Genomic DNA, 18681 nt, shown 5'->3' on the forward strand with positions numbered 1-18681 from the left:
GGTCAGCTCGTCAAAGCCATCCTCATACTCCAACTCCGCGAAGCAGGATGAAAAGGGCTCCGTGTCTGGTGCAGAGATGGGGGCGCGCAGAGTGCGGTTTGCCTTTTCTTGCCAGGGCAGGTGGGGTTCGTCTCGGGTTGTTCGAGGCCGGTTGTCAGCTGGGCCGTTTTGGGGTGTTCGTTGGCCAGGCGTCAGCCAATCCGTCAGCGGATGACAGATCCCTCCAATGGAGCCCACATCCGTCAGCTCACCAGCGCCAACCGCGAGACACTCATCGACGTGTAGGTGCCGACTTGCTCTGACCTGGCATGTACCGAGCGTAACCACTCCAGAGAACTTCCAGCTCAAGCCCGATGTAATGAGTTTTTGATGCGGTACACCGCGCCCCAGACCCTTCGCAAAGAAACCTGACTCACAAGTCGCTGGCACACGTGCCTGGAACAATCTATAGTCCGCTACAAACCAAGGTCAGCTGATCTTCATAAAACCAGTCCGACTCAAGTATCGCACTAGTTTCGAGCGTAATGACAGACAAGATCCCAGCTTCGATATACCGTCGGGGCTTAACAATCCAGGCGGATCTCACAATATCCATACTTGCCGCAAGCGATTGAGGGACATCTGGAGTTGCATCAAGGGGTGATCTAAAGTCGCTTCGGCGAACCCTCTCTTGCCCCCGCTCGGCGTAAATGAATTCGTATCCGCGAGAGGCCTGCAGCCAGCCTACCGACCAGAATTGGGCTTGTGTTCCAAGATCCCCAAGGAGCTTGCGCTGCGTACCGGCTATGTCATTCGTGTCCAGGAACCAGTAGCCCCATGGAAGCTGTTGGATCAACAAACATGGATCCTCTACAAGATCCGAAGCCTCTCGTGCGGGAAGATACTCGAAGTGATATGCGCAATCACGCGCAACCCGTCTAGCGACCTCTTCCAACTCCAAGACGCCCCCTGTGGGGCGTACAACACTCCAGCTCGCAGGAACCCACAGAAGCCATTCATGCTCAGTCAGGAGCGTCTCGTAGTGATCGAGAATGTCATCTATATCCATGCAGCCCACTCCATGATAGGGTGCGGATGAAACAAGCACCTGCACCCTATCACGGCATTCACCTTCTAGTAAGCCGATTCCCCACAGAGATCTTCCCTAGAGATAGGCTCATCGTACTTTTGGTCGAAGCGATTGGAGAATAGATCTCCTGTGAGCACTCGATCTTTTTGGTAAAAAGCCTCGAGCGCCAGGCCTGCGTCACTATTATGCTTGGCTATAATAGGACAGAACGACCACTTTTTAGTATTGGGTCCGTTCGTACGCTCGCGTGTTGAGGCGAAGGGGAATTCGTCGCACTCCTTGCCGAGGCTCGGATATTCACCGAACATAGACTTGCAGATCGGCGTGGTCTTGGTGTGGTTCGAATCGGCTTCGGCTTTCGCGACTCGCTGCATATACAGATGATCGTATGGAATTGAGCTCCCGGGAACGTCGCAGCCTCGTATTAGCTTATCCGGGTTGTCCGGCCAGGTCTCCCCGTCCGGGTCAGTGCAGGCGTTCCAGTAGTGCTGGTAGGCTTGCTTCATTTCTAGAAGCCGCTTGGAAGCCTGCGCTGTATAGGACCACTTAATCGCCGGCTTGGTCAGATAGAACGTACATCCGCCAATGGCTTTGATGTATTCAGCGGTATCGCAGCGAATAATATTTCCCTTGAAACCTTGAATATCCTTATTGGCCATGACGTATCGATACCCGCGGGTGTTTGGCCAGTCAGGGAAGTCTACCCATGCCTGGAAGGTCCCGTTCGATACCTTTTCGAGGTTGTCCACCTCCTCCCAGGTGTTTCCCTGCGCATTAGGTTCCTGCCAACGAATAGGCCTCTTTTCGGAAGCTTTGGCGGGATCGCACTTGAATCGGAACGTGGCGCGGCCGTTGGCTACCCAGCTGCTAATTAGCGCTTGCTTCTGGTTGGACCACGGCTGTCCGTTCCACGTGGAAACACTCTCGCATCGCGGGTTGTTCCCAATTCCCATTTTCAGAACCATGGTCTTGGTCGGCGGCATTGTGCCGTAGACGTTGTGATTGTAGACATATGCCTCGACAACTAAATCTCGAGACGTCTCCCCCTTGCTCCTGTCGCGTCCTCCGACGCCAGTAAAGGTGTAGCCGATTAGCATCACATCGGCCATGTAGCGTTCGAACTGGAGCCCGTGATCGACAGCCGCGACGACCTTCCCTATCTGGCACCATGAGTAGTGATTCATGACCCAGCCGACGCCACGACCGGCGAGTGCCCTCTGCTCGGCGCATTTCTGTGGAGTCATCCGCTCAAAAGCACCTCCAGCTTTAGGCGGAACGTTCTCAGCCTCGGGAATGCCTGCGAGAGTTGCTGCCGTATTCAGTGAGGTGCTCGCCTGCGTCGGCGTGCTAACAGGGATATTCATGTCCGCTTGGATCTCATCCGAAGTTTGCGCCCTATCGTAGATGCGAACCTCGTCAATGATCCCATTGAAGAACTCACCCCAGCGGGTGTTGCCACCGATGTGAAGATCCCCGCCATCATCCGCTAGGTTTCCCGACATTGTCAATTGTCCTGCTTCCAGGCCGTTGACGTAGAGCCGAGAAATCGCCCCATCGTATGTAACTGCTAGATGGCTCCAGCTATTCAGAGGCAGCGTAGACCCACCGTTTACAATATGATGCTCACTTGCGCCGCCTGACAGCATCCACGCAGACGGTTTTTCCCCGTTGGATGCGTATAGCCCATACGCGGATCCGGCTGTGTGATCTTTCATGGCCACGGTGCGATAGCTGGAGAGGTCAGTGGGATTCACCCATGCCGAAAGCGTCATTCCTTGGCTGAGCTTCAGGGAGTCGCTGGCGCCTACCGTGACCCAGCTTTCAGATAGTCCCGAGAACGAGAGTCCACGCCCGTATTTTCCTGGAACCCACGAAGCCCCACTCATTGTGCCCGAATTCCCGTTTCCAGAAGAGTCAGGAACACTTGCACCCGAAGCTTCATTCAGGCCATAGGCTGCGACCAGGCCCATCGTGGAGACAGCTGCACTTGTCATGAAGCTCCACTGATGCGGAACTGTCATAGTGTTGCCAGCCGCGTCCTTGGCGCCGCTCACTTCGACTGTGTAGGTAGCGCTTGGGGCTAGAATGCTTAGAGGGGTCTCGATCCGAATACGACCGTTATCCTGGGTTGAGGACTGTGTGGCTACGTTCGCACCTGCAGAGTCCTTGACTACGATGTGAGCTTCTGTCGTTGCTTCACTGAATTTAACTCGGATTGCCGTGTTTCTGGGTACGGACGTTGCGCTTGCGTTTGGCTCCGTTGATATGACAGCGGGTGCGAGTGCATCAGGATCTGGAGAAGGATCGTCGGGATCTTCTTCGATCGCGTCGATTACCGGAAGCTCAGTGTCAGCGTGACCGACCGTATCTCGCGCCTCGATGGCCTCCACATCCGAGAGGGAGGGTACTACCGGTTCAGCATCCGTGGCACCTACCGCAGATGGATTGGCTGCATACCTTTCGATATCAGCGCGATTTTCCATTCCGGCTTCGTCTGGCGCGAACCATCCAACGGCGCCAATCGAGGGGTCTGGAGCCTCATATTCGACGAAGAAGTAGGGGTGATGGCTGCCGTCGGAGCCGCCCGCCCAGTTGCCGGACAGGTACTGTCGCCAGTTGTTCGCACCGGATTCGCCTACCGCGCGGATCATCACCCCGTGGTTGGGCTGTCCGTCCGCCCAAGCTTGGGTGATCTCCTCGATGGAATACCAGAGTTCACCCTCGTCCATCCAGCCTGAACAGCTCTGGTCGAGGCCATGGGGATTGATCACGTGGCCATCCGCCACGGCGAGCGGCTGGTTGGACCAGGTCAGCGTGTTGACAGTCCAGCTACTGGCGATGCGATGCATGGAGATGTCGCCGACGTTGGAGCCACACTGGTGGGAAAGGTAGTTCCACAGGATGATGTTGGCGTCCAGGATCTGCCGGCCGAAGAACGGTGCGCCGGAGAGATTGAACTTCAGGTAGGAACGGTAGTTGTAGCCGTCCCGTCGCCCGGCGAACAAAGCGGCCGAGTTCGCGGAGTAGCTGCCATTGACGTAGTTGCCGCCGTTGGCGATGAAGGTGTCGTCGGGAGCACCGGCCCCGTGCCAGGGGGTCGGGTTACCGGCGGCCACCGTCACCGGGTAGGTCACGGCCGGGTCGGCCAGGAACGTGGCGTCCGGTGTGAGGACGAGACTGGAATTGTCGCCGCTACCAGTGAGGGCAGCGGTCGCGGTACCGGCCTTACCGGTACCCGGTGCGGCCATCGCCTTGGCATCCAGGACCGGCAGCGTCGATAGGTCGGCGACCTTCTTACCGTCAGCGAGGGCGGCAGGCTTGCCGCCGGAGGACTTGCCCAGCCGCATGCCGGAGGGCGGGTCGATCGGCACGGGAAGCTTGAGCGGCTTGCCAGGCCGCTCACGGATCACGATCTGGTGCTGATAGCCCTCGGGGGTCGCGATCACGACCAGGTCGACGTTGCGACCGTAAGCGGAGCTGTAGGTGGCCGTGTTGCCGGACAGCTCCGGTACGGGCAGCTTGCCGGGCGCGGCGATTCTGATCTCGCCAGGCTGGCCTTCTTTGACCCCAAGGGAGTCGCCCTTGGCGGTCAGCAGAGGAACATCGCTGCCGCCATTGGATAGTCGGAGGTCCAGCTTGGTCATCCGGGGTTTGACGACGCCGTTCTCCACGACCAGCGTTGGATCGACCTTGTGCCAGGCGCCGTCGCGGTGGACGCGGACGATGGAGCTCGAAACATAGGTTCGAACCGTCTTACCGCCAGGCATGGCGACGGTGGTCATGTTCTCGGTGTGCAGGCTGGGGATCTCCACCTCCTTCTCGGTGCGCTGGGCCTCGGCCTTGGCGGCGTCCACCGGGTTTGGGGTGTGAGATGTGTTCGATGGTGTGGTTGCCGTCGCAGTCGGCGTGGGTTCGGCGATCGCCGATGGCGCAAGGAGCGAAGCCGAGAGTGCGAAGGTTGCCAGGATGGAGCCTCGGCGACGCGTCGCGGCTGATAAGCCGGACGTGCGAGTGCGTTTCACATATACCCTTTCGCGTCTAATCGGACAAAACGAGGCGATCATGGCATGTTGTAAAGGCGCAGTAAAGATCGTCTTTGTGTCTGATAAGCGCCCTTCCGTCATTAGGGCTGGTAGTCGGGACGACGGGACGCGTCCCCTGTGGAGTCCTTGTGATCCCTTGATCCCTTTTCATCCTGAGTAACGGCCCTCCTCGACGAACTTGTGGGTGCCCGAAACTCGGCCGTCGGGGCTGACCTGAGATTTGGCGTTCCCGTTCCTGCAGGCGTGATCGCTGTCTATGGCGTTGCGGCTGCTCTATCTGATCTTCGTCCAACTCGCGGGTTGGGTGGTGCTGCTGGGTCGTTCGCAGAGGTCGAAAGACGCGGAGATCCTCGTCTTGCGTCATCAGCTCGCGGTGTTGCGTCGGCAGGTGGCAAGGCCCCGGCCGTCGTGGGCGGATCGTGCGGTGATCAGCGCGCTGGCGCGGCTGCTGTCTCCAGCCGGTCGTCGGCGGTTGTTCGTGACGCTGGGCATGCTGCTGCGCCGGCACGCCGATCTGGTACGGCGGCGCTGGACCTTCAAACGCCGCGCCCAGGGTCGGCCTCCCACCCGCGCCTCCATCCGGGCCTTGTTACTTCGTCTGGCCCGGGAGAATCCGCTGTGGGGTTACCGGCGGATCGCCGGCGAACTCGCTGCTCTGGGCTACCGGGTGGGAGCATCCACGGTGTGGCTCATCGTGAAGAAGGCCGGCATCGACCCGGCGCCGCGACGCGTGGGACCGACCTGGAGTGAATTCCTGCGTGCTCAAGCTACGGGGATCTTGGCGTGCGATTTCTTCCATTGCGACACCGTGCTGTTAAAAGCGCCTTTATTGCCTGGTCGTCATGGAGCTCAGCACCCGCCGGCTACACGTCCTCGGCGTCACCGAGCATCCGACCGGGTCGTGGGTTGCGCAGCAGGCCAGGAACCTGGTGATCGAGCTGGGGGACAGGGCGGAGGGGTTCAGGTTTCTCATCCGCGATCGGGATGCGAAGTTCACCACGATGTTCGACGACGTCTTCACGGCCGAGGGCATCGGTATCCTCAAGACGCCACCTCGGGCTCCACGGGCCAACGCGTTCGCCGAGCGGTGGATCGGCGGCTTGCGCCGAGAGCTCCTTGATCGGATTCTCATCGTCAACGCCCGCCACTTGCGGCGCGTGCTGGCGACCTACGAGGCCCATTTCAATGAGCCTCGCCCGCATCGCTCCCTGGGCCGGGCCGCTCCGCTACGAGCCCTTCCCGACCCGATCGAGGACGATATCAAGGTCATCCGGCGTGACCGCCTCGGAGGGCTGATCCACGAATACGCGCAGGTCGCGTAGGGTAGCCGAGTTCTTAGCACACACAGGCCTTTACGACCTCGCCCTTGAACTCCTCTGAATAGTTCTTGCCCGCCACGGCCCCTTCCTTCCAGACTACTCAGCACCTTACTTGGCGCCGTGTCCGGAAGATCAGGGGCACCTCACCTCGACGACATCGTCGCCCTGGCCCGCGCGCTGGGTCATGAGCGCTTCGCCCTGGCCGGACACGACCGAGGAGCCCTGGTCGCCTTCCGCGCCGGACTCGACCACGCCGAGACGATCACCCATCTGGCCGCCCTCGACGTGCTGCCGACCCTGGACATGTGGGAGGTGCTGCACGGCACGAGCGCCGCCATCGGCTTCCACCTCTACCTGATGGCCCAGCCCCAGGGCCTGCCCGAGCAGCTGATCGGCGCCAGCCCGGACGCATTCTTCGGTCATTTCCTCGACATCTGGACCAACGACCCGCATGCGATCCCCGCCGACATTCGCGCCGCCTACCTGGAGGCCTGCCGCGAAGCGGTGCCCTCGATCGTGGCCGACTACCGCGCCTCGGCCGGCATCGACGTCGACCATGACCAGGCCGACCGGGCGGCCGGCAACCGGCTGCGGATGCCGGTCACCGTACTCCAGCAGGACTGGGGCGCCGTCCTCGGCTTCGACGCGGCGGCCCTGTGGGGCGCCTGGGCGCCAGACCTGCGGCACGTCACCGTCACCTCCGGCCACTTCATGGCCGAGGAAGCGCCCTCCGTCATTGCCAAGGCTCTTCGAGACCTCCTCACCCGCTGAACTGCCTGAGGCGCCGGCGTCGCGCAAGGGCGCCGGCCCGCACAGTTGCCGCCGGATCGCCGGCAGGCATCTGGCTCGAACTCAACCCAGGATCGGTTTCAGCAGCGAAACCGGGCCCGCGGAGGTGGCGGAGCTGGACAGTTACCGGCCAGCGATTGAGCTGTCAAATGGTCGGTTAGGGACCATAGCTTGCCTCCGGTCTGAAGCGCGAGTCACCACTGAAGGCAAGGAGTTTCCGTTGAGAAGCAAGAGCACCGCCGTACTGTCGAGCCTGTTGGCCATCGGCGCGGCGATGGCGACCAGCGCGTGCGGAGGGGGCAAGACCGAGGTCGCAGGGGGCACCGGCGGTTGCGATACGAGCAAGGGCACGCTGGTCATCGGCGTGATCGCCCCTATGTCGGGCAAGCTCTCGGCGATCGGGCTGGGCATCCGCAACTCCGTGCAGCTCGCGGTCGATCAGGCCAACACGACGTGTGCGGTCAAGGGGTACCAGCTCAAGATGGACGCCCAGGACGACGAGGCGAACCCGGACAAGGGCGCGGCGGCGGCTCAGCGCTTCGCGGACGACGCGAACGTCGTCGGCATCGTGGGCTCCTACAACTCCGGGGTGGCCCGAGCGATCCAGCCGAAGATCGCCTCGACCAAGCTGGTGCAGATCTCGCCCGGCAACACCGACCCGGCGCTGACCAGGGGTGCCGAATACGCCACCGCGCCCAAGCGGCAGTACGACAACTACTTCCGCGTCGTCGGCACCGATGATCTGCAGGGCCCGTTCAATGCCCGCTACCTGGTGGGGGGCGAGGGTATGAGGCGGATCGCGATCGTCACAGACGGCAAGGCGGTCGCGGAGAACATGGCGACGGAGTTCGCCAAGGAGGCCGAGAAGCTGGGCGCCACGATCGTCGGCCGTGAGAAGGTCAACGAGAACGACAGCGACTTCTCCAGCGTCCTGACCAAGATCAAATCTCTGCGGCCGGACGCGATCTTCACCGGCACCGACTACTCCATCGGCGGCCCGCTCGCCAAGCAGGCCAAGGACCTCGGGCTGAACGTGCCCATGTCGGGCAACGACGGCCTGTTCGACGCCCAGTTCATCGCGCTGGGCGGCAGAGACGGGGACATCGCGGCCTCGGTCGGCGCGCCCATCGACAAGCTGTCCACCGGGGCGGCGTTCGTCGAAGCGTACAAGAAGAGGAACTTCGCCGAGGGTTATGGCGGCTTCGGCGCCTTCGCCTACGACGCGGCCAACGTGCTCGTCTTCTCGATCGGCGAGGTGACCGCGAACGGCGCCTGGACGGGCGCGCCCGAGCAGCGCACCGCGCTGGTGAAGGAGGTCCAGGCGTACTCGACCGACCAGGGCGCCAACGGCGTGGTCGGCTTCGACGAGTACGGCGACAGCAAGAACAAGCTGTTCACGGTCTACAAGGTCACCAACGGTGACTGGAAGGACGTCGAGAGCGGCCAGTTCGAGGCGAAGTGACCTGTGGCGACCCTGGCCCAGCAGATTGTCAACGGTCTGGTGCTCGGCGCGTTGATCGGATTGATCGCGCTCGGTTACACCATGGTCTACGGCATCATCAAGCTGATCAACTTCGCTCATGGTGAGGTGTTCATGGCCGGCGCCTTCGGCGCCCACTTCACCTCCGTGTACCTTTTGCCCGACGGGGTCCCCTGGTACGTGGCGCTGCCGGTGCTCTGCGTGGCGGCGGTCGCCGCGTCGGTGACCGTCGCGGTCCTGATGGAGCGGCTGGCCTATCGGCCGCTGCGGGACGCGCACAGGCTGGCACCGCTGATCACCGCGCTCGGCGTGTCCATCCTGCTGCAGGAGGTGGTCCGGGTGTTCTACCCGGGCGCCACCGCGCCGCTGCCGTTTCCCCGGGTCTTCTTCGACTCCCAGCTCGTCGTGGGATCGACGATCGTGCTGTGGACCGGGGTGCTGGCCGTGGCCGTTTCTCCGCTGCTGGCCGCGGCGCTCCACTTGTACGTGGAGCGTTCGCGGCTCGGCCGGGCCATGCGGGCCGTTGCCGAGGACGCGGACACCGCCCGCCTGATGGGGATCGACCTCAACCGGGTGATCTTGGCGACGTTCGTCCTGGGTGCGGTGCTGGCGGGGCTCGGCGCCGTGCTGTACGGCATCCACTACGGCCAGATCGACACCGCGATGGGCTTCCAGAACGGCATTTTCGCCTTCACGGCGGCTGTGCTGGGCGGCATCGGCAGCATCCGGGGCGCCATGCTCGGCGCCTTCTGCATCGGCATGGTGAAGTCGCTGGCCGGACAGTACGCCTGGGGCGGGGCCCAGTACGACTACGTCTGGGTCTTCGTGCTGCTGATCCTGGTGCTCATGTTCCGTCCCCAAGGATTCCTCGGTCGGCCGGAAGGGGTGCGGGCATGACACCAGAGGGTCTCCAACTCCGCAGTTCGGAGGTTCTCCCGGTCTCCGACGACCGGAAACTCCACGACGGCGGGCGCGGATCGCGTCGAGCGTGGAATTCCCGTCCGGCAGCGGGCGCCGCGCTCGTGGTGGCGGGGGCCCTGCTTCCCTGGGCCGGCGTCGTACTACCCGGCGGAGCCTACCCCGACCGGGCCACGCTGCAGTTCTTCGACGCCCCGCACCTGGTCACCGGGTTCCGCCTGCATCTGGTCCTGCTGGGCCTGATCGCGATCCTCCCGCGCGCCCGCAAGCCCGTGGGCGTCGGTGTGATCGCCATCGCGCTGGTGCACGTGTGGTTCCTCACCGTCCTCGGCACGCTGTCCATCGGCGGTCCGGTCACGCTGGCCGGCGGTGCCCTCCTGGTGTGGCCGGGCCGGACTGTCGCACCGGCGCCGGTGTGGAGGCTTCCAGACCGGGCGGTGGCCTGGCCGGTCCTGCTCGCCGCCTTCGCCGCCCTGCTGTGGCTGGTCTCGGCGACGCTGACTGCGGGCGGGCAGAGCCGGGCGACCAACCCGTACGGCGGCGCCGAGTTCCTGGCGTTCTGCGGCTTCGGCTTGGCCGTGGTCGGCGTGCTGGCCTCGTACGGGGTTCTCGCGTGGATCGCCGCCCTGGCCGAGCGGCACCGGGTGTTCAGCATGGCGGTCCTGCTCGCCTGCGCACTGATGCTGCCGTTCACCGAGGCGGGCACGGGTTACTGGATGACCGTGGCGTCCAGCATCGGGGTCTACGCGGCCACCGCGATCGGCCTCAACATCGTGGTGGGCCTGGCCGGGCTGCTCGACCTCGGCTACGTGGCCTTCCTCGGGATCGGCGCCTTCACCGCGGCGAACCTGGCCCACACGGTCCCCTTCCCGGTGGCAGCCCTCGCGGGGGCGGTGACGGCCGGCTTCTTCGGCGTGGTGGTCGGCTCGCCCACCCTGCGCGTACGAGGGGATTACCTGGCCATCGTGACGCTCGCGTTCGGCGAGATCTTCTTCCGGGCGGCGCAGAACGACATCGGCGGACTTACCGGCGGCGCCAACTCCATTCCCGGCATCCCGCCGATCACTGTTCTGGGCCAGGCGTTCGACGAGCCCGTCGGCGGGCTTGCGGGCGGATCCCTCTATTACATGGTCTCCGTGCTCATGGTCGCCGGGGCGATGGTGGTCCTGGCCAACCTCAGGCGCAGCCGTACGGGGCGGGCATGGCTGGCGATCAGGGAGGATGAGGACGTGGCCCGCGCCATGGGCGTGCGGACCGGACGTGCCAAGATCGTAGCCTTCCTGGTGGGCGCCACGCTCGCGGGCCTCGCGGGCGCGGTCTTCGCGCACAAGCTGGGCACGGTCGGGTACGAGAGCTTCGATTTTAGTGAATCCGTCACGCTGCTGGCCGCCGTGGTCCTCGGCGGGATGGGCACGGTGCCCGGCGCGGTCGTGGGCGCCTCGCTGCTGTTCGTGCTTCCGGAGAAGCTGCGGGAGTTCAGCGACTACCGGCTGATGCTCTTCGGGCTCGCCCTCATCCTGATCATGCGTTTCCGGCCGCAAGGGTTGGTGTCGTCGTCATGAGCTTAACCGCGGAGCGCGTCTCCATGGCCTTCGGCGGGCTCGTCGCGCTGGACAGCGTGACGCTGACCGTACCTGACAGGGCGATCATCGGTCTGATCGGGCCCAACGGAGCGGGCAAGACGACGCTGTTCAACTGTCTGACCGGGCTGTACGCCCCCACATCGGGTCGCGTCCTGCTCGGCGGCCGCCCGCTCAAGGCGGATCCCGCCGAGGCCGCCCGCCTCGGGGTGGCGCGCACCTTCCAGAACATCCGGCTCTTCTCCGGCATGTCGGCGCTGGAGAACGTCCTCGTCGGCCGGCACACCCGCATCAACCAGGGGCTGATGAGCGCCCTGTTCCACGGTCCGGCCTTCCGCCGAAGCGAGGCCGAGGCGACCGGGCGGGCCCGCGCCGAGCTGGCCTTCGTCGGCCTCGACCCCGACGGCCACGTTCCCGCCCACAGCCTCGCCTACGGCGACCAGCGCCGCCTGGAGATCGCCAGAGCGCTGGCCGGCGACCCGGCGGTGCTCATGCTGGACGAGCCGACCGCCGGCATGAACGGCGCGGAGACCACCGCCATCCGGGCGCTGATCGGCGCCATCCGCGACCGCGGGATCGCCGTGGTCGTGATCGAACACGACACCAAGTTCATCTTTTCCCTCTGTGACCACGTCCACGTGCTCGTGCGTGGACGGATACTGGTCAGCGGCCCGCCGGAAGCCGTGCGCACCGATCCTCGGGTCATCGAGGCTTACCTGGGAACCACCGAATGCTCGAAGTGAACGGACTCTCGGTCGCCCACGGCGCCATCGAAGCGGTCAAAGATGTCAGCTTCACCGTCGCCGAAGGGCAGATCGTCTGCCTTGTCGGCGCCAACGGCGCAGGAAAGACCACCACGCTCAGAACCATCTCCGGCCTGATCCGCCCGCGCCGGGGCGAGATCCTCTTCCAGCGCGAGCCGATCCACCGCCTGCCCGCGCACTCCGTACTCGCCGCCGGCATCGCGCACTGCCCCGAAGGCCGCAGGCTGTTCGCCGGGATGAGCGTCGAGGAGAACCTGCTCCTGGGCGCCTACCTGCGAAGGGACCGCGGCATCGCGGCGGACGTGGCCCGCGTGTACGAGCTCTTCCCCGTCCTGGGGCAGCGGCGAGCACAGCGGGCGGGGCTGTTCTCCGGTGGCGAGCAGCAGATGCTGGCGATCGGCAGGGCCATGATGGCCAGGCCGAGGCTGCTCATGTTCGACGAGCCCACCATGGGCCTGTCCCCGATCATGATCCAGCACATTCTGGACACCGTCGGCGTGCTCCGCGAGCTGGGGACGACGATTCTCATGGTCGAGCAGAACGCCCTCGCGGCGCTCACGTTGGCGGACCAGGGTTACGTGATCGACCTCGGCCGCACCACCCACTCCGGCACGGGCAGGGAACTGCTCGCCGACCATCGCGTACGCGAGGCATACCTCGGCCACTAGCCACGGGCTGCCCTGGCCAGGAAGTGGACAGCGAATGGCCTGGGAACCGGCCGGGCGATGAGCCGATGCTCGCCAGGTCCGTCGCGGACAGCGGCGGGCTCAACGTTGGAAAGGCTGATCGATCGTGACTGAACGCCTGCGCGTGGCCGTGCTGGCGGGAGGGCCGTCCGCCGAGCACGAGGTGTCGCTCCAGTCGGCGCAGGCGGTGCTCCACGCCCTGCCGAGGGAGCTGTACGAGCCCACCGCCCTCATCATCGACAGGCAGGGCAGGTGGCCGCTGGAGCTGGGCCGAGACCTGTTCGACGTGGCCTTCCCCGTCCTGCACGGGCCGTTCGGCGAGGACGGAGTCCTGCAGGGACACCTGGAGACATTGGGCATCCCGTACGTGGGCTGCGGCGTTCTCGCCTCGGCCGTGGCCATGGACAAGGTCGCGATGCGACGCGCGTTCCTGGCCGAGGACATTCCCGTCACCCCGTACGTGTGGTTCACCAAGCACGAATGGGGTGCCACAACCGACCCCTGGAACCTGGTGAAGTCGCTCGAGTGGCCGATGTACGTCAAACCAGCCAACATGGGTTCCTCTATCGGCGTCTCGCGTGTCACCTCCATGGCGGAGTTGCGCGCGGGCATCGAGCTGGCGTTCACCTACGACCGGGTCGTCATCGTCGAGCAGGGCGTGAACGCGCGTGAGCTCATCTGCGGCGTCCTCGGCGGCTACGACGCCCCAGAGGCGTCGGTGCCCGGCGAGCTCCACATGAGTGGCGAGTGGCTCGACTACGAGGCCAAATACCTCAGCCAGGGCAACATCGCCACGATCCCCGCCGCGCTGCCCGAGCGGGTGGCCGAGGACGTGCGCGAGCTGGCACTGCGTGCTTTCCGCGTGATCGACGGTTACGGACTGTCCCGCGTCGACTTCCTGTACGAGGAGGAAGCGGGAAGCCTGTATGTGCTGGAGATCAACACCATGCCCGGCTTCACCTCCCGTTCCGTCTACGCCAAGGCTTGGGCGGCCAGCGGCGTTCCGTATCCCGACCTACTACGACGCCTCATCGACCTGGCGTTCACGAGGAGTGGCTCATGATCCCCATGAGGCTGAGTGAGATCGCGCAGGTTCTCGGTGCCGACCTGAGCGACGTCCGCCACCCGGAGGCGCTGGTGACGGCGCCCTCGGCAGTCGACTCCCGCGACGTCGTGCCGGGCGGCTTGTTCGTCGCGACGGTGGGCGCGCGGGTCGACGGTCACGACTACGCGGCCAAGGCCGTCGCCGACGGCGCCGTGGCCGTGCTGGCCTCCCGGCCCGTCGGCGTGCCCGCCCTCGTGGTTCCCGACGTCCAGCCTGCGCTCGGCCTGCTGGCCAGGTACATGCTCGGCCACATCAGCCCGGCCGTGATCGGCCTGACGGGTTCCGTCGGCAAGACCACGACCAAGGACCTGCTGGCCCAGGTGCTCGAACGGCACGCGCCGACGATCGCCACGGACAAGTCGTTCAACAACGAGATCGGGCTGCCGCTCACCGTGCTGCGCGCCGATGCCACGACCCGGTACCTGGTGCTGGAGATGGGTGCCGGACGCAAGGGCGATCTGACGTACCTCACCGAGCTTGCGCCGCCGCGCGTGGGCGTCGTGCTCAACGTCGGCGCCGCCCACGTGGTGAGAATGGGAGGCGGGCTGGCCGACGTGGCCGCCGCGAAGGGCGAACTGGTCGAGGCGCTGCCCACCGACGGATTCGCGCTGCTCAACGCCGACGACCCGTACGTCGTGGGCATGGTCGGCCGCACCCGAGCGCAGGTCACCCTGTACGGCAGGTCGGCAGGAGCGCACGTACGTGCCGCCGACGTGCGAATGCACGACGGGGCACGGCCCTCGTTCGAGCTGGTCACACCCTCCGGCCGGGCCCGCGTCGAGCTCGACCTCATCGGCGAGCACCAGGTGAGCAACGCCCTGGCCGCCGCCGCCGTGGCCACGACGCTCGGCCTGTCCGCCGACGAGGTCGCCGACGGGCTGAACGCGGCCAGGCGTCGCTCCGCGGGCCGCTTGGAGATCCTCGAACGACCTGATGGCGTCACCATCGTCAACGACGCCTACAACGCCAACCCCGAGTCCATGCGCGCCGGGCTGCGCACGTTGACGGCGCTGGCCGGCGCCCGCCGTTCCATGGCCGTGCTCGGCGCGATGGGGCAGCAGGGGGACACCTCGCGCACCCGGCACGCGCAGGTGGGCCGGCTCGTGGCCGAGCTCGGGATCAACGTGTTGATCGCGGTCGGCTCGGGGGATCCGGTCGCGATGGCGCAGGAGGCGCAGTCCGCGAACCTGGGCGTCACCGTCCACCTCGCTGAGGACGTCGCCGGGGCCGTCCGCCTGGCCGCCGGGCTTCTCGAACCGGGGGACGTGGTACTGGTCAAGGCCTCCAGCGAGATCGGGCTCGGCGCCTGCGCGCACGAACTGGCCAGGGCCTGACCGACGCGGTCAGCGGCACAGAGAGAGCGTATGCAGTGACCTGCCAGGGCAGCCGGACACGAGGAAGCGGCCACCGCCTGCGGAGGCGACGGCCGCCTGTGCGACCTCCGGTGGCTCCTGGGGGATGATCAGCGGCCGAGCGTGTCCAGCTTCTCCTTGATGATGGCCGCCATGCTGAGAGTGCCCCCGAGGTTCGGGTGGGCCGCGGCTGGGGCGACGCGGCCATCGGCGGTGAACAGCGGCTCGATCACGCGCCCCTGCGCCCGGCACATGTCGTAGCCGATGGTCGGCGTATAGGTGTCGACGTAAACGGCGCCGACCTTGGCGGCCTGCTCGCGAAGCGCGCTGTTGAGCCTCTTGGTGATGTTGCGCAGGTAGCCGAAGTCACCGTCGGCGAAGGGCACCTGCGTCGAGCGGCAGCTCTCGCCGCTGTCCGGCAGCAGCGAGGGATAGCCGACCAGCGCGACCGTGGCCTTGGGGCTCTTCCTCTTGATGTCGGTCAGCACGGAGGCGATCCGCGGCTTCAAAGCGTCGATGCGGGCGAGGATCTGATCTTCGCCGCCTTTCTGGAAGTTCTGGCGGCAGGGGTCGCCGTTCGGCTGTGATTGCATGAGAGAAGCGCAGGTGACGACGAGCTGCGTAAAGCCGATGTCATTGCCGCCGAGGGTCAGCGTGACCAGACTGGTGTCCGGCTTGAGCGCCTTGATCTGGGGAGCCTGGCTGCCTTGCGCGTTCCAGATGCTACGCGTGGTGGCGCCGCTGCACGCGACGCTCCTGAAACTCTGCGACTTGTACGTGCTGCGCACGATGGACGGGTAGCTGCTCGTGGAACGGTCGCATGCCGCGTTCTCCACACCGTCGATGCCGTATCCGGAGGCGTAGGAATCGCCGAGTGCGACGTACCGCGCGGCGATCGAGCTGCTCGCGCTGGTTCCGGCAGCTGCGGCGGTTCCCCCGCCCGCGGTGACGAGCGTTGCGCAGGCGCCGAGCACAGCGGTAGTCACCACGGTCGCGCGCTGAACGGGTCGAAAGCGGGCATAGCGGAACATGAAGTCTCCAGGGGTGAAGGTGATGCAGCGGTCATGACCCGCCACCGCCCGGTGCCAGGCCGTCAGGCCGGGCCGGCGGCGATCCGCGACGGTGGCAGGCCGGGATTTCCTGCAGCACCTTCGCGGAGCGGACTGCTCATCTACCAGTGCGTTTCATGTCCATTCGGTGCTCATGCGGAGGGACACCCGCGGTCTTTGGCACGGGTGGCAAACCGCCGAATCAGAGCGTCCGGAAAGCTACAGTTATCCCCATGCCTTCGGGGGATGATCAGAACGTCGCGTTACTGGGGCGGCGGCTGCAGGCCGCGCGGGAGCGGGCCTTCGTCGGACGGGAAGAGGAGCTCAGCGCCTTCGGCTCGGCGCTGCGCGGTGGCGGCAGTGTCCTGTATGTACACGGTCCCGGTGGGGTCGGGAAGTCGGCGCTGGTGCGGCGCTTCGCAGAGGAGGCGGCGACCGCCGGACGGCCGGTGACGGTGCTGGACGGGCGCACGCTCGAGCCGACTCCGGCGGCGTTCGAGGCCGAGGCCGGATCGGTGCTGCGCGACGAGCGCGCGGTGCTGCTGATCGACACCTTCGAGCGCATCCAGGGGCTGGAGGGCTGGCTGCGCGAGCGGTTCCTGCCCCGCGTGCCGGTCGATGCGACGGTCGTGGTGGCCGGCCGGAACCCTCCGGACATGTTGTGGCGGGCCGACCCCGGCTGGGCGGGCGCGCTGGAGGTCATATCGCTGCGTGACCTCGGGCTGGCGGACGCCGCGGCGCTGCTGGACGCCCGCGGCGTGGCCGCCGAGTTGCGTGGGCCGCTGCTCGCCTTCGCGGGCGGCCATCCCCTCGCCCTGTCGCTGGGCGCGGCGGTCGCGATCAAGGACCGCGAGGCGAGCTCCCGCTGGATACCCACGCAGGACGTGGTCGCCACCCTGCTCGACCAACTCGTCGGCGACGTGCCCAGCGCTGCGCACCGGCACGCCCTGGAAGTCTGCGCGCACGCCTACGTGACCACCGAAGACCTGCTGCGTGCGGTCGTGCCGGAGGACGCCGCGTCCTTGTTCGCCTGGCTGCGGCGGCTGCCGTTCGTCGAATCCAGCAGTCTCGGCCTGTTCCCGCACGACGTCGTACGGGAGGTGCTCGAAGCCGACCTGCGCTGGCGCGACCCGCAGGGGTACGCCGACATGCACTATCGCATCCACGCCCACCTGGCCGCCCAGATTCCCACCGCGGCCGACTCCGATGTGCTGGCGGCCGTCGGCTCGCTGTTCTTCCTGCACCGCGACATCGGATCGACGGCGGAGTTCCACAGCTGGCGCGGAGAGGGAGAGGTCTACGAGGACGCCTTCCGGCCCGAGGACACCGAAGCTCTGGTGCGGCTGGCCGCCGAGGCGGATGGCGAGGAGTCGGCGGCCGGCGTCGCCTTCTGGGCCAGCCGCCAGCCCGGGGCGTTCCGCCTCTACCGGCGTACGGAGACCGGCGAGCTGGTGGGCTTCTGCTCCTGGGTTCGCCTCGACAAGCCCCGTGACGAGGAGACGGCGGCAGACCCGATCACCGCGACGGCCTGGGCGAACGCCCGCGCCATCGCACCGCTGCGGCCGGGCGAGCACCTGGCGGTCGGCCGGACCTGGGTGTGCGAGCGGTACCGCGGCATGTCGCCGGTGATGGACCTGATCCAATGGCGGGCCATCGGGTATTGCCTGCGGGCCGACCGCATGGCCTGGTCCTTCATGGCCATGCCGAGTGAGAGCCCCATGCGTGACTACCTCCGGCACTACGACATGCACGACATCGGAGAGCACGCGTGGCTGGGAGACACGGAGTACGCCCTGTTCGCCCACGACTGGCGGGCGGTACCCGTTCAGGCGTGGCTGAACCGGCTGCTGCTGACCGGCGCGCAAGACGTTTCCGCCGCCCAGACACCCGAGCTGGAGGTGCTGTCACAATCAGAGTTCACCGACGCCGTCCGCAAGGCCCTGCGCAACCTGTCCCGGCCCGCCGAGCTGGCCGCCAGCCCCCTCACCCGCAGTAGGCTCGTCGCCGAACACCCCGACCTCGACCCCGCCAAAGCTCTGCGCCAGCTCCTCGAACAAGCCATCGACGACCTGGGTCAAGACCCGCGCGCGACCAAGTTCCAGCGAGCCGTCGACGTCACCTACCGCCGGGGCGCACCCACCCAGGAAGCCGCCGCGGAACGCCTCGATCTGCCCTTCACCACCTACCGCCGCCATCTGTTCACCGGCATCGACCGCATCTGCGAAGGCCTCTGGCACCGCGAACTCTACGGAACGAACCAGGGCTGAGGACGAACCCGCGCGGGCTACAGCGTGGCACGCCACAGAGCGTGGGTGTCCGAGACGGTCTCGAACCGCTGCGCGATCCCATCCCGCAGATGCCAGACATGGATGAACCTGGCCTGCCCCACCTTGCCGCTGGCCCGGTGCACGCCCCTGTACTCGCCCACGACGAACAGCTTGTCGCCGGCAGGAGTGAGCTCGAACGGGGTGACCTCGAAGTCGGCCCAGTCCGCGGCGATCGGTGCCAACGCCTTGTGGAGGACGTG

Annotated in this window: 12 protein-coding genes and 1 pseudogene; 10 read left to right on the forward strand and 3 right to left on the reverse strand. The window is 65.9% G+C overall.

Translation table 11 applies throughout. The annotated features are described in order from the left end of the window. Positions 1–1113: 1113 nt before the first annotated feature. A complete protein-coding gene (locus ACFSKW_RS18010) occupies positions 1114–4923 on the reverse strand; it encodes a LamG-like jellyroll fold domain-containing protein (RefSeq protein ID WP_379573410.1) in 3810 nt (1269 codons plus the stop codon). 1031 nt (positions 4924–5954) lie between these two features. On the opposite strand from ACFSKW_RS18010, the gene ACFSKW_RS18015 reads away from it, so the two are divergent. The 9 genes and pseudogenes from ACFSKW_RS18015 to ACFSKW_RS18055 all read left to right on the forward strand — a co-directional run bounded on the left by ACFSKW_RS18015 (position 5955) and on the right by ACFSKW_RS18055 (position 15087). Beyond that, positions 5955–6434 carry an integrase core domain-containing protein gene (locus ACFSKW_RS18015; protein WP_379573411.1) on the forward strand — a complete coding sequence of 160 codons (480 nt, stop codon included), beginning with the start codon at positions 5955–5957 and terminating at the stop codon, positions 6432–6434. Positions 6435–6584: 150 nt separating this feature from the next. Continuing rightward, a pseudogene (locus tag ACFSKW_RS18020) lies at positions 6585–7202 on the forward strand (alpha/beta fold hydrolase); the annotation flags it as partial. A 238-nt stretch (positions 7203–7440) separates the two neighbouring features. Next, on the forward strand, positions 7441–8682 hold the full coding sequence (locus tag ACFSKW_RS18025) for a branched-chain amino acid ABC transporter substrate-binding protein (RefSeq protein WP_379573412.1): 1242 nt from the start codon (positions 7441–7443) through the stop codon (positions 8680–8682). Positions 8683–8685: 3 nt separating this feature from the next. Next, the gene (locus ACFSKW_RS18030; RefSeq protein ID WP_379573413.1) at positions 8686–9597 is read left to right on the forward strand and encodes a branched-chain amino acid ABC transporter permease; all 912 of its coding nucleotides are present in this window, start codon (positions 8686–8688) and stop codon (positions 9595–9597) included. Continuing rightward, complete coding sequence (locus ACFSKW_RS18035) at positions 9594–11180, forward strand: branched-chain amino acid ABC transporter permease (protein WP_379573414.1); 1587 nt, start codon at positions 9594–9596, stop codon at positions 11178–11180. The genes ACFSKW_RS18030 and ACFSKW_RS18035 overlap by 4 nt, the downstream gene beginning before the upstream one ends. After that, entirely contained in the window at positions 11177–11941 is a 765-nt protein-coding gene (locus ACFSKW_RS18040) for an ABC transporter ATP-binding protein (protein ID WP_379573415.1), read from the forward strand. The genes ACFSKW_RS18035 and ACFSKW_RS18040 overlap by 4 nt, the downstream gene beginning before the upstream one ends. Then, positions 11929–12630, forward strand: a complete 702-nt coding sequence (locus tag ACFSKW_RS18045; protein WP_379573416.1) for an ABC transporter ATP-binding protein — start codon at positions 11929–11931, stop codon at positions 12628–12630. The genes ACFSKW_RS18040 and ACFSKW_RS18045 overlap by 13 nt, the downstream gene beginning before the upstream one ends. Before the next feature lie 124 nt (positions 12631–12754). After that, entirely contained in the window at positions 12755–13711 is a 957-nt protein-coding gene (locus tag ACFSKW_RS18050; RefSeq protein ID WP_379573417.1) for a D-alanine--D-alanine ligase family protein, read from the forward strand. After that, complete coding sequence (locus tag ACFSKW_RS18055; protein WP_379573418.1) at positions 13708–15087, forward strand: UDP-N-acetylmuramoyl-tripeptide--D-alanyl-D-alanine ligase; 1380 nt, start codon at positions 13708–13710, stop codon at positions 15085–15087. The genes ACFSKW_RS18050 and ACFSKW_RS18055 overlap by 4 nt, the downstream gene beginning before the upstream one ends. Before the next feature lie 128 nt (positions 15088–15215). On the opposite strand, the gene ACFSKW_RS18060 is transcribed toward ACFSKW_RS18055, so the two are convergent. Beyond that, on the reverse strand, positions 15216–16136 hold the full coding sequence (locus ACFSKW_RS18060) for an SGNH/GDSL hydrolase family protein (protein WP_379573419.1): 921 nt from the start codon (positions 16134–16136) through the stop codon (positions 15216–15218). A 251-nt stretch (positions 16137–16387) separates the two neighbouring features. Between ACFSKW_RS18060 and ACFSKW_RS18065 the strand changes: the two genes are divergently transcribed. Continuing rightward, the gene (locus ACFSKW_RS18065; protein WP_379573420.1) at positions 16388–18421 is read left to right on the forward strand and encodes an ATP-binding protein; all 2034 of its coding nucleotides are present in this window, start codon (positions 16388–16390) and stop codon (positions 18419–18421) included. Between the two features lie 17 nt (positions 18422–18438). Here the strand turns inward: ACFSKW_RS18065 and ACFSKW_RS18070 are convergent, their stop codons facing one another. Continuing rightward, positions 18439–18663 (reverse strand): nuclear transport factor 2 family protein, encoded by a 225-nt coding sequence (locus tag ACFSKW_RS18070; protein WP_379573421.1) that lies wholly within the window; start codon positions 18661–18663, stop codon positions 18439–18441. Positions 18664–18681: the final 18 nt, after the last annotated feature.

The sequence above is a fragment of the Nonomuraea mangrovi genome, from assembly GCF_042681425.1.
GTDB classification, from domain to species: Bacteria; Actinomycetota; Actinomycetes; order Streptosporangiales; family Streptosporangiaceae; genus Nonomuraea; species Nonomuraea mangrovi.

Bases quoted from the DNA above. Each gene is read 5' to 3' on its own strand.
- ACFSKW_RS18015 (WP_379573411.1), top strand. From the start codon at position 5,955: ATGGAGCTCAGCACCCGCCGGCTACACGTCCTCGGCGTCACCGAGCAT.
- ACFSKW_RS18035 (WP_379573414.1), top strand. From the start codon at position 9,594: ATGACACCAGAGGGTCTCCAACTCCGCAGTTCGGAGGTTCTCCCGGTC.
- ACFSKW_RS18040 (WP_379573415.1), top strand. From the start codon at position 11,177: ATGAGCTTAACCGCGGAGCGCGTCTCCATGGCCTTCGGCGGGCTCGTC.
- ACFSKW_RS18045 (WP_379573416.1), top strand. From the start codon at position 11,929: ATGCTCGAAGTGAACGGACTCTCGGTCGCCCACGGCGCCATCGAAGCG.
- ACFSKW_RS18055 (WP_379573418.1), top strand. From the start codon at position 13,708: ATGATCCCCATGAGGCTGAGTGAGATCGCGCAGGTTCTCGGTGCCGAC.
- ACFSKW_RS18060 (WP_379573419.1), bottom strand. From the start codon at position 16,136: ATGTTCCGCTATGCCCGCTTTCGACCCGTTCAGCGCGCGACCGTGGTG.
- ACFSKW_RS18065 (WP_379573420.1), top strand. From the start codon at position 16,388: ATGCCTTCGGGGGATGATCAGAACGTCGCGTTACTGGGGCGGCGGCTG.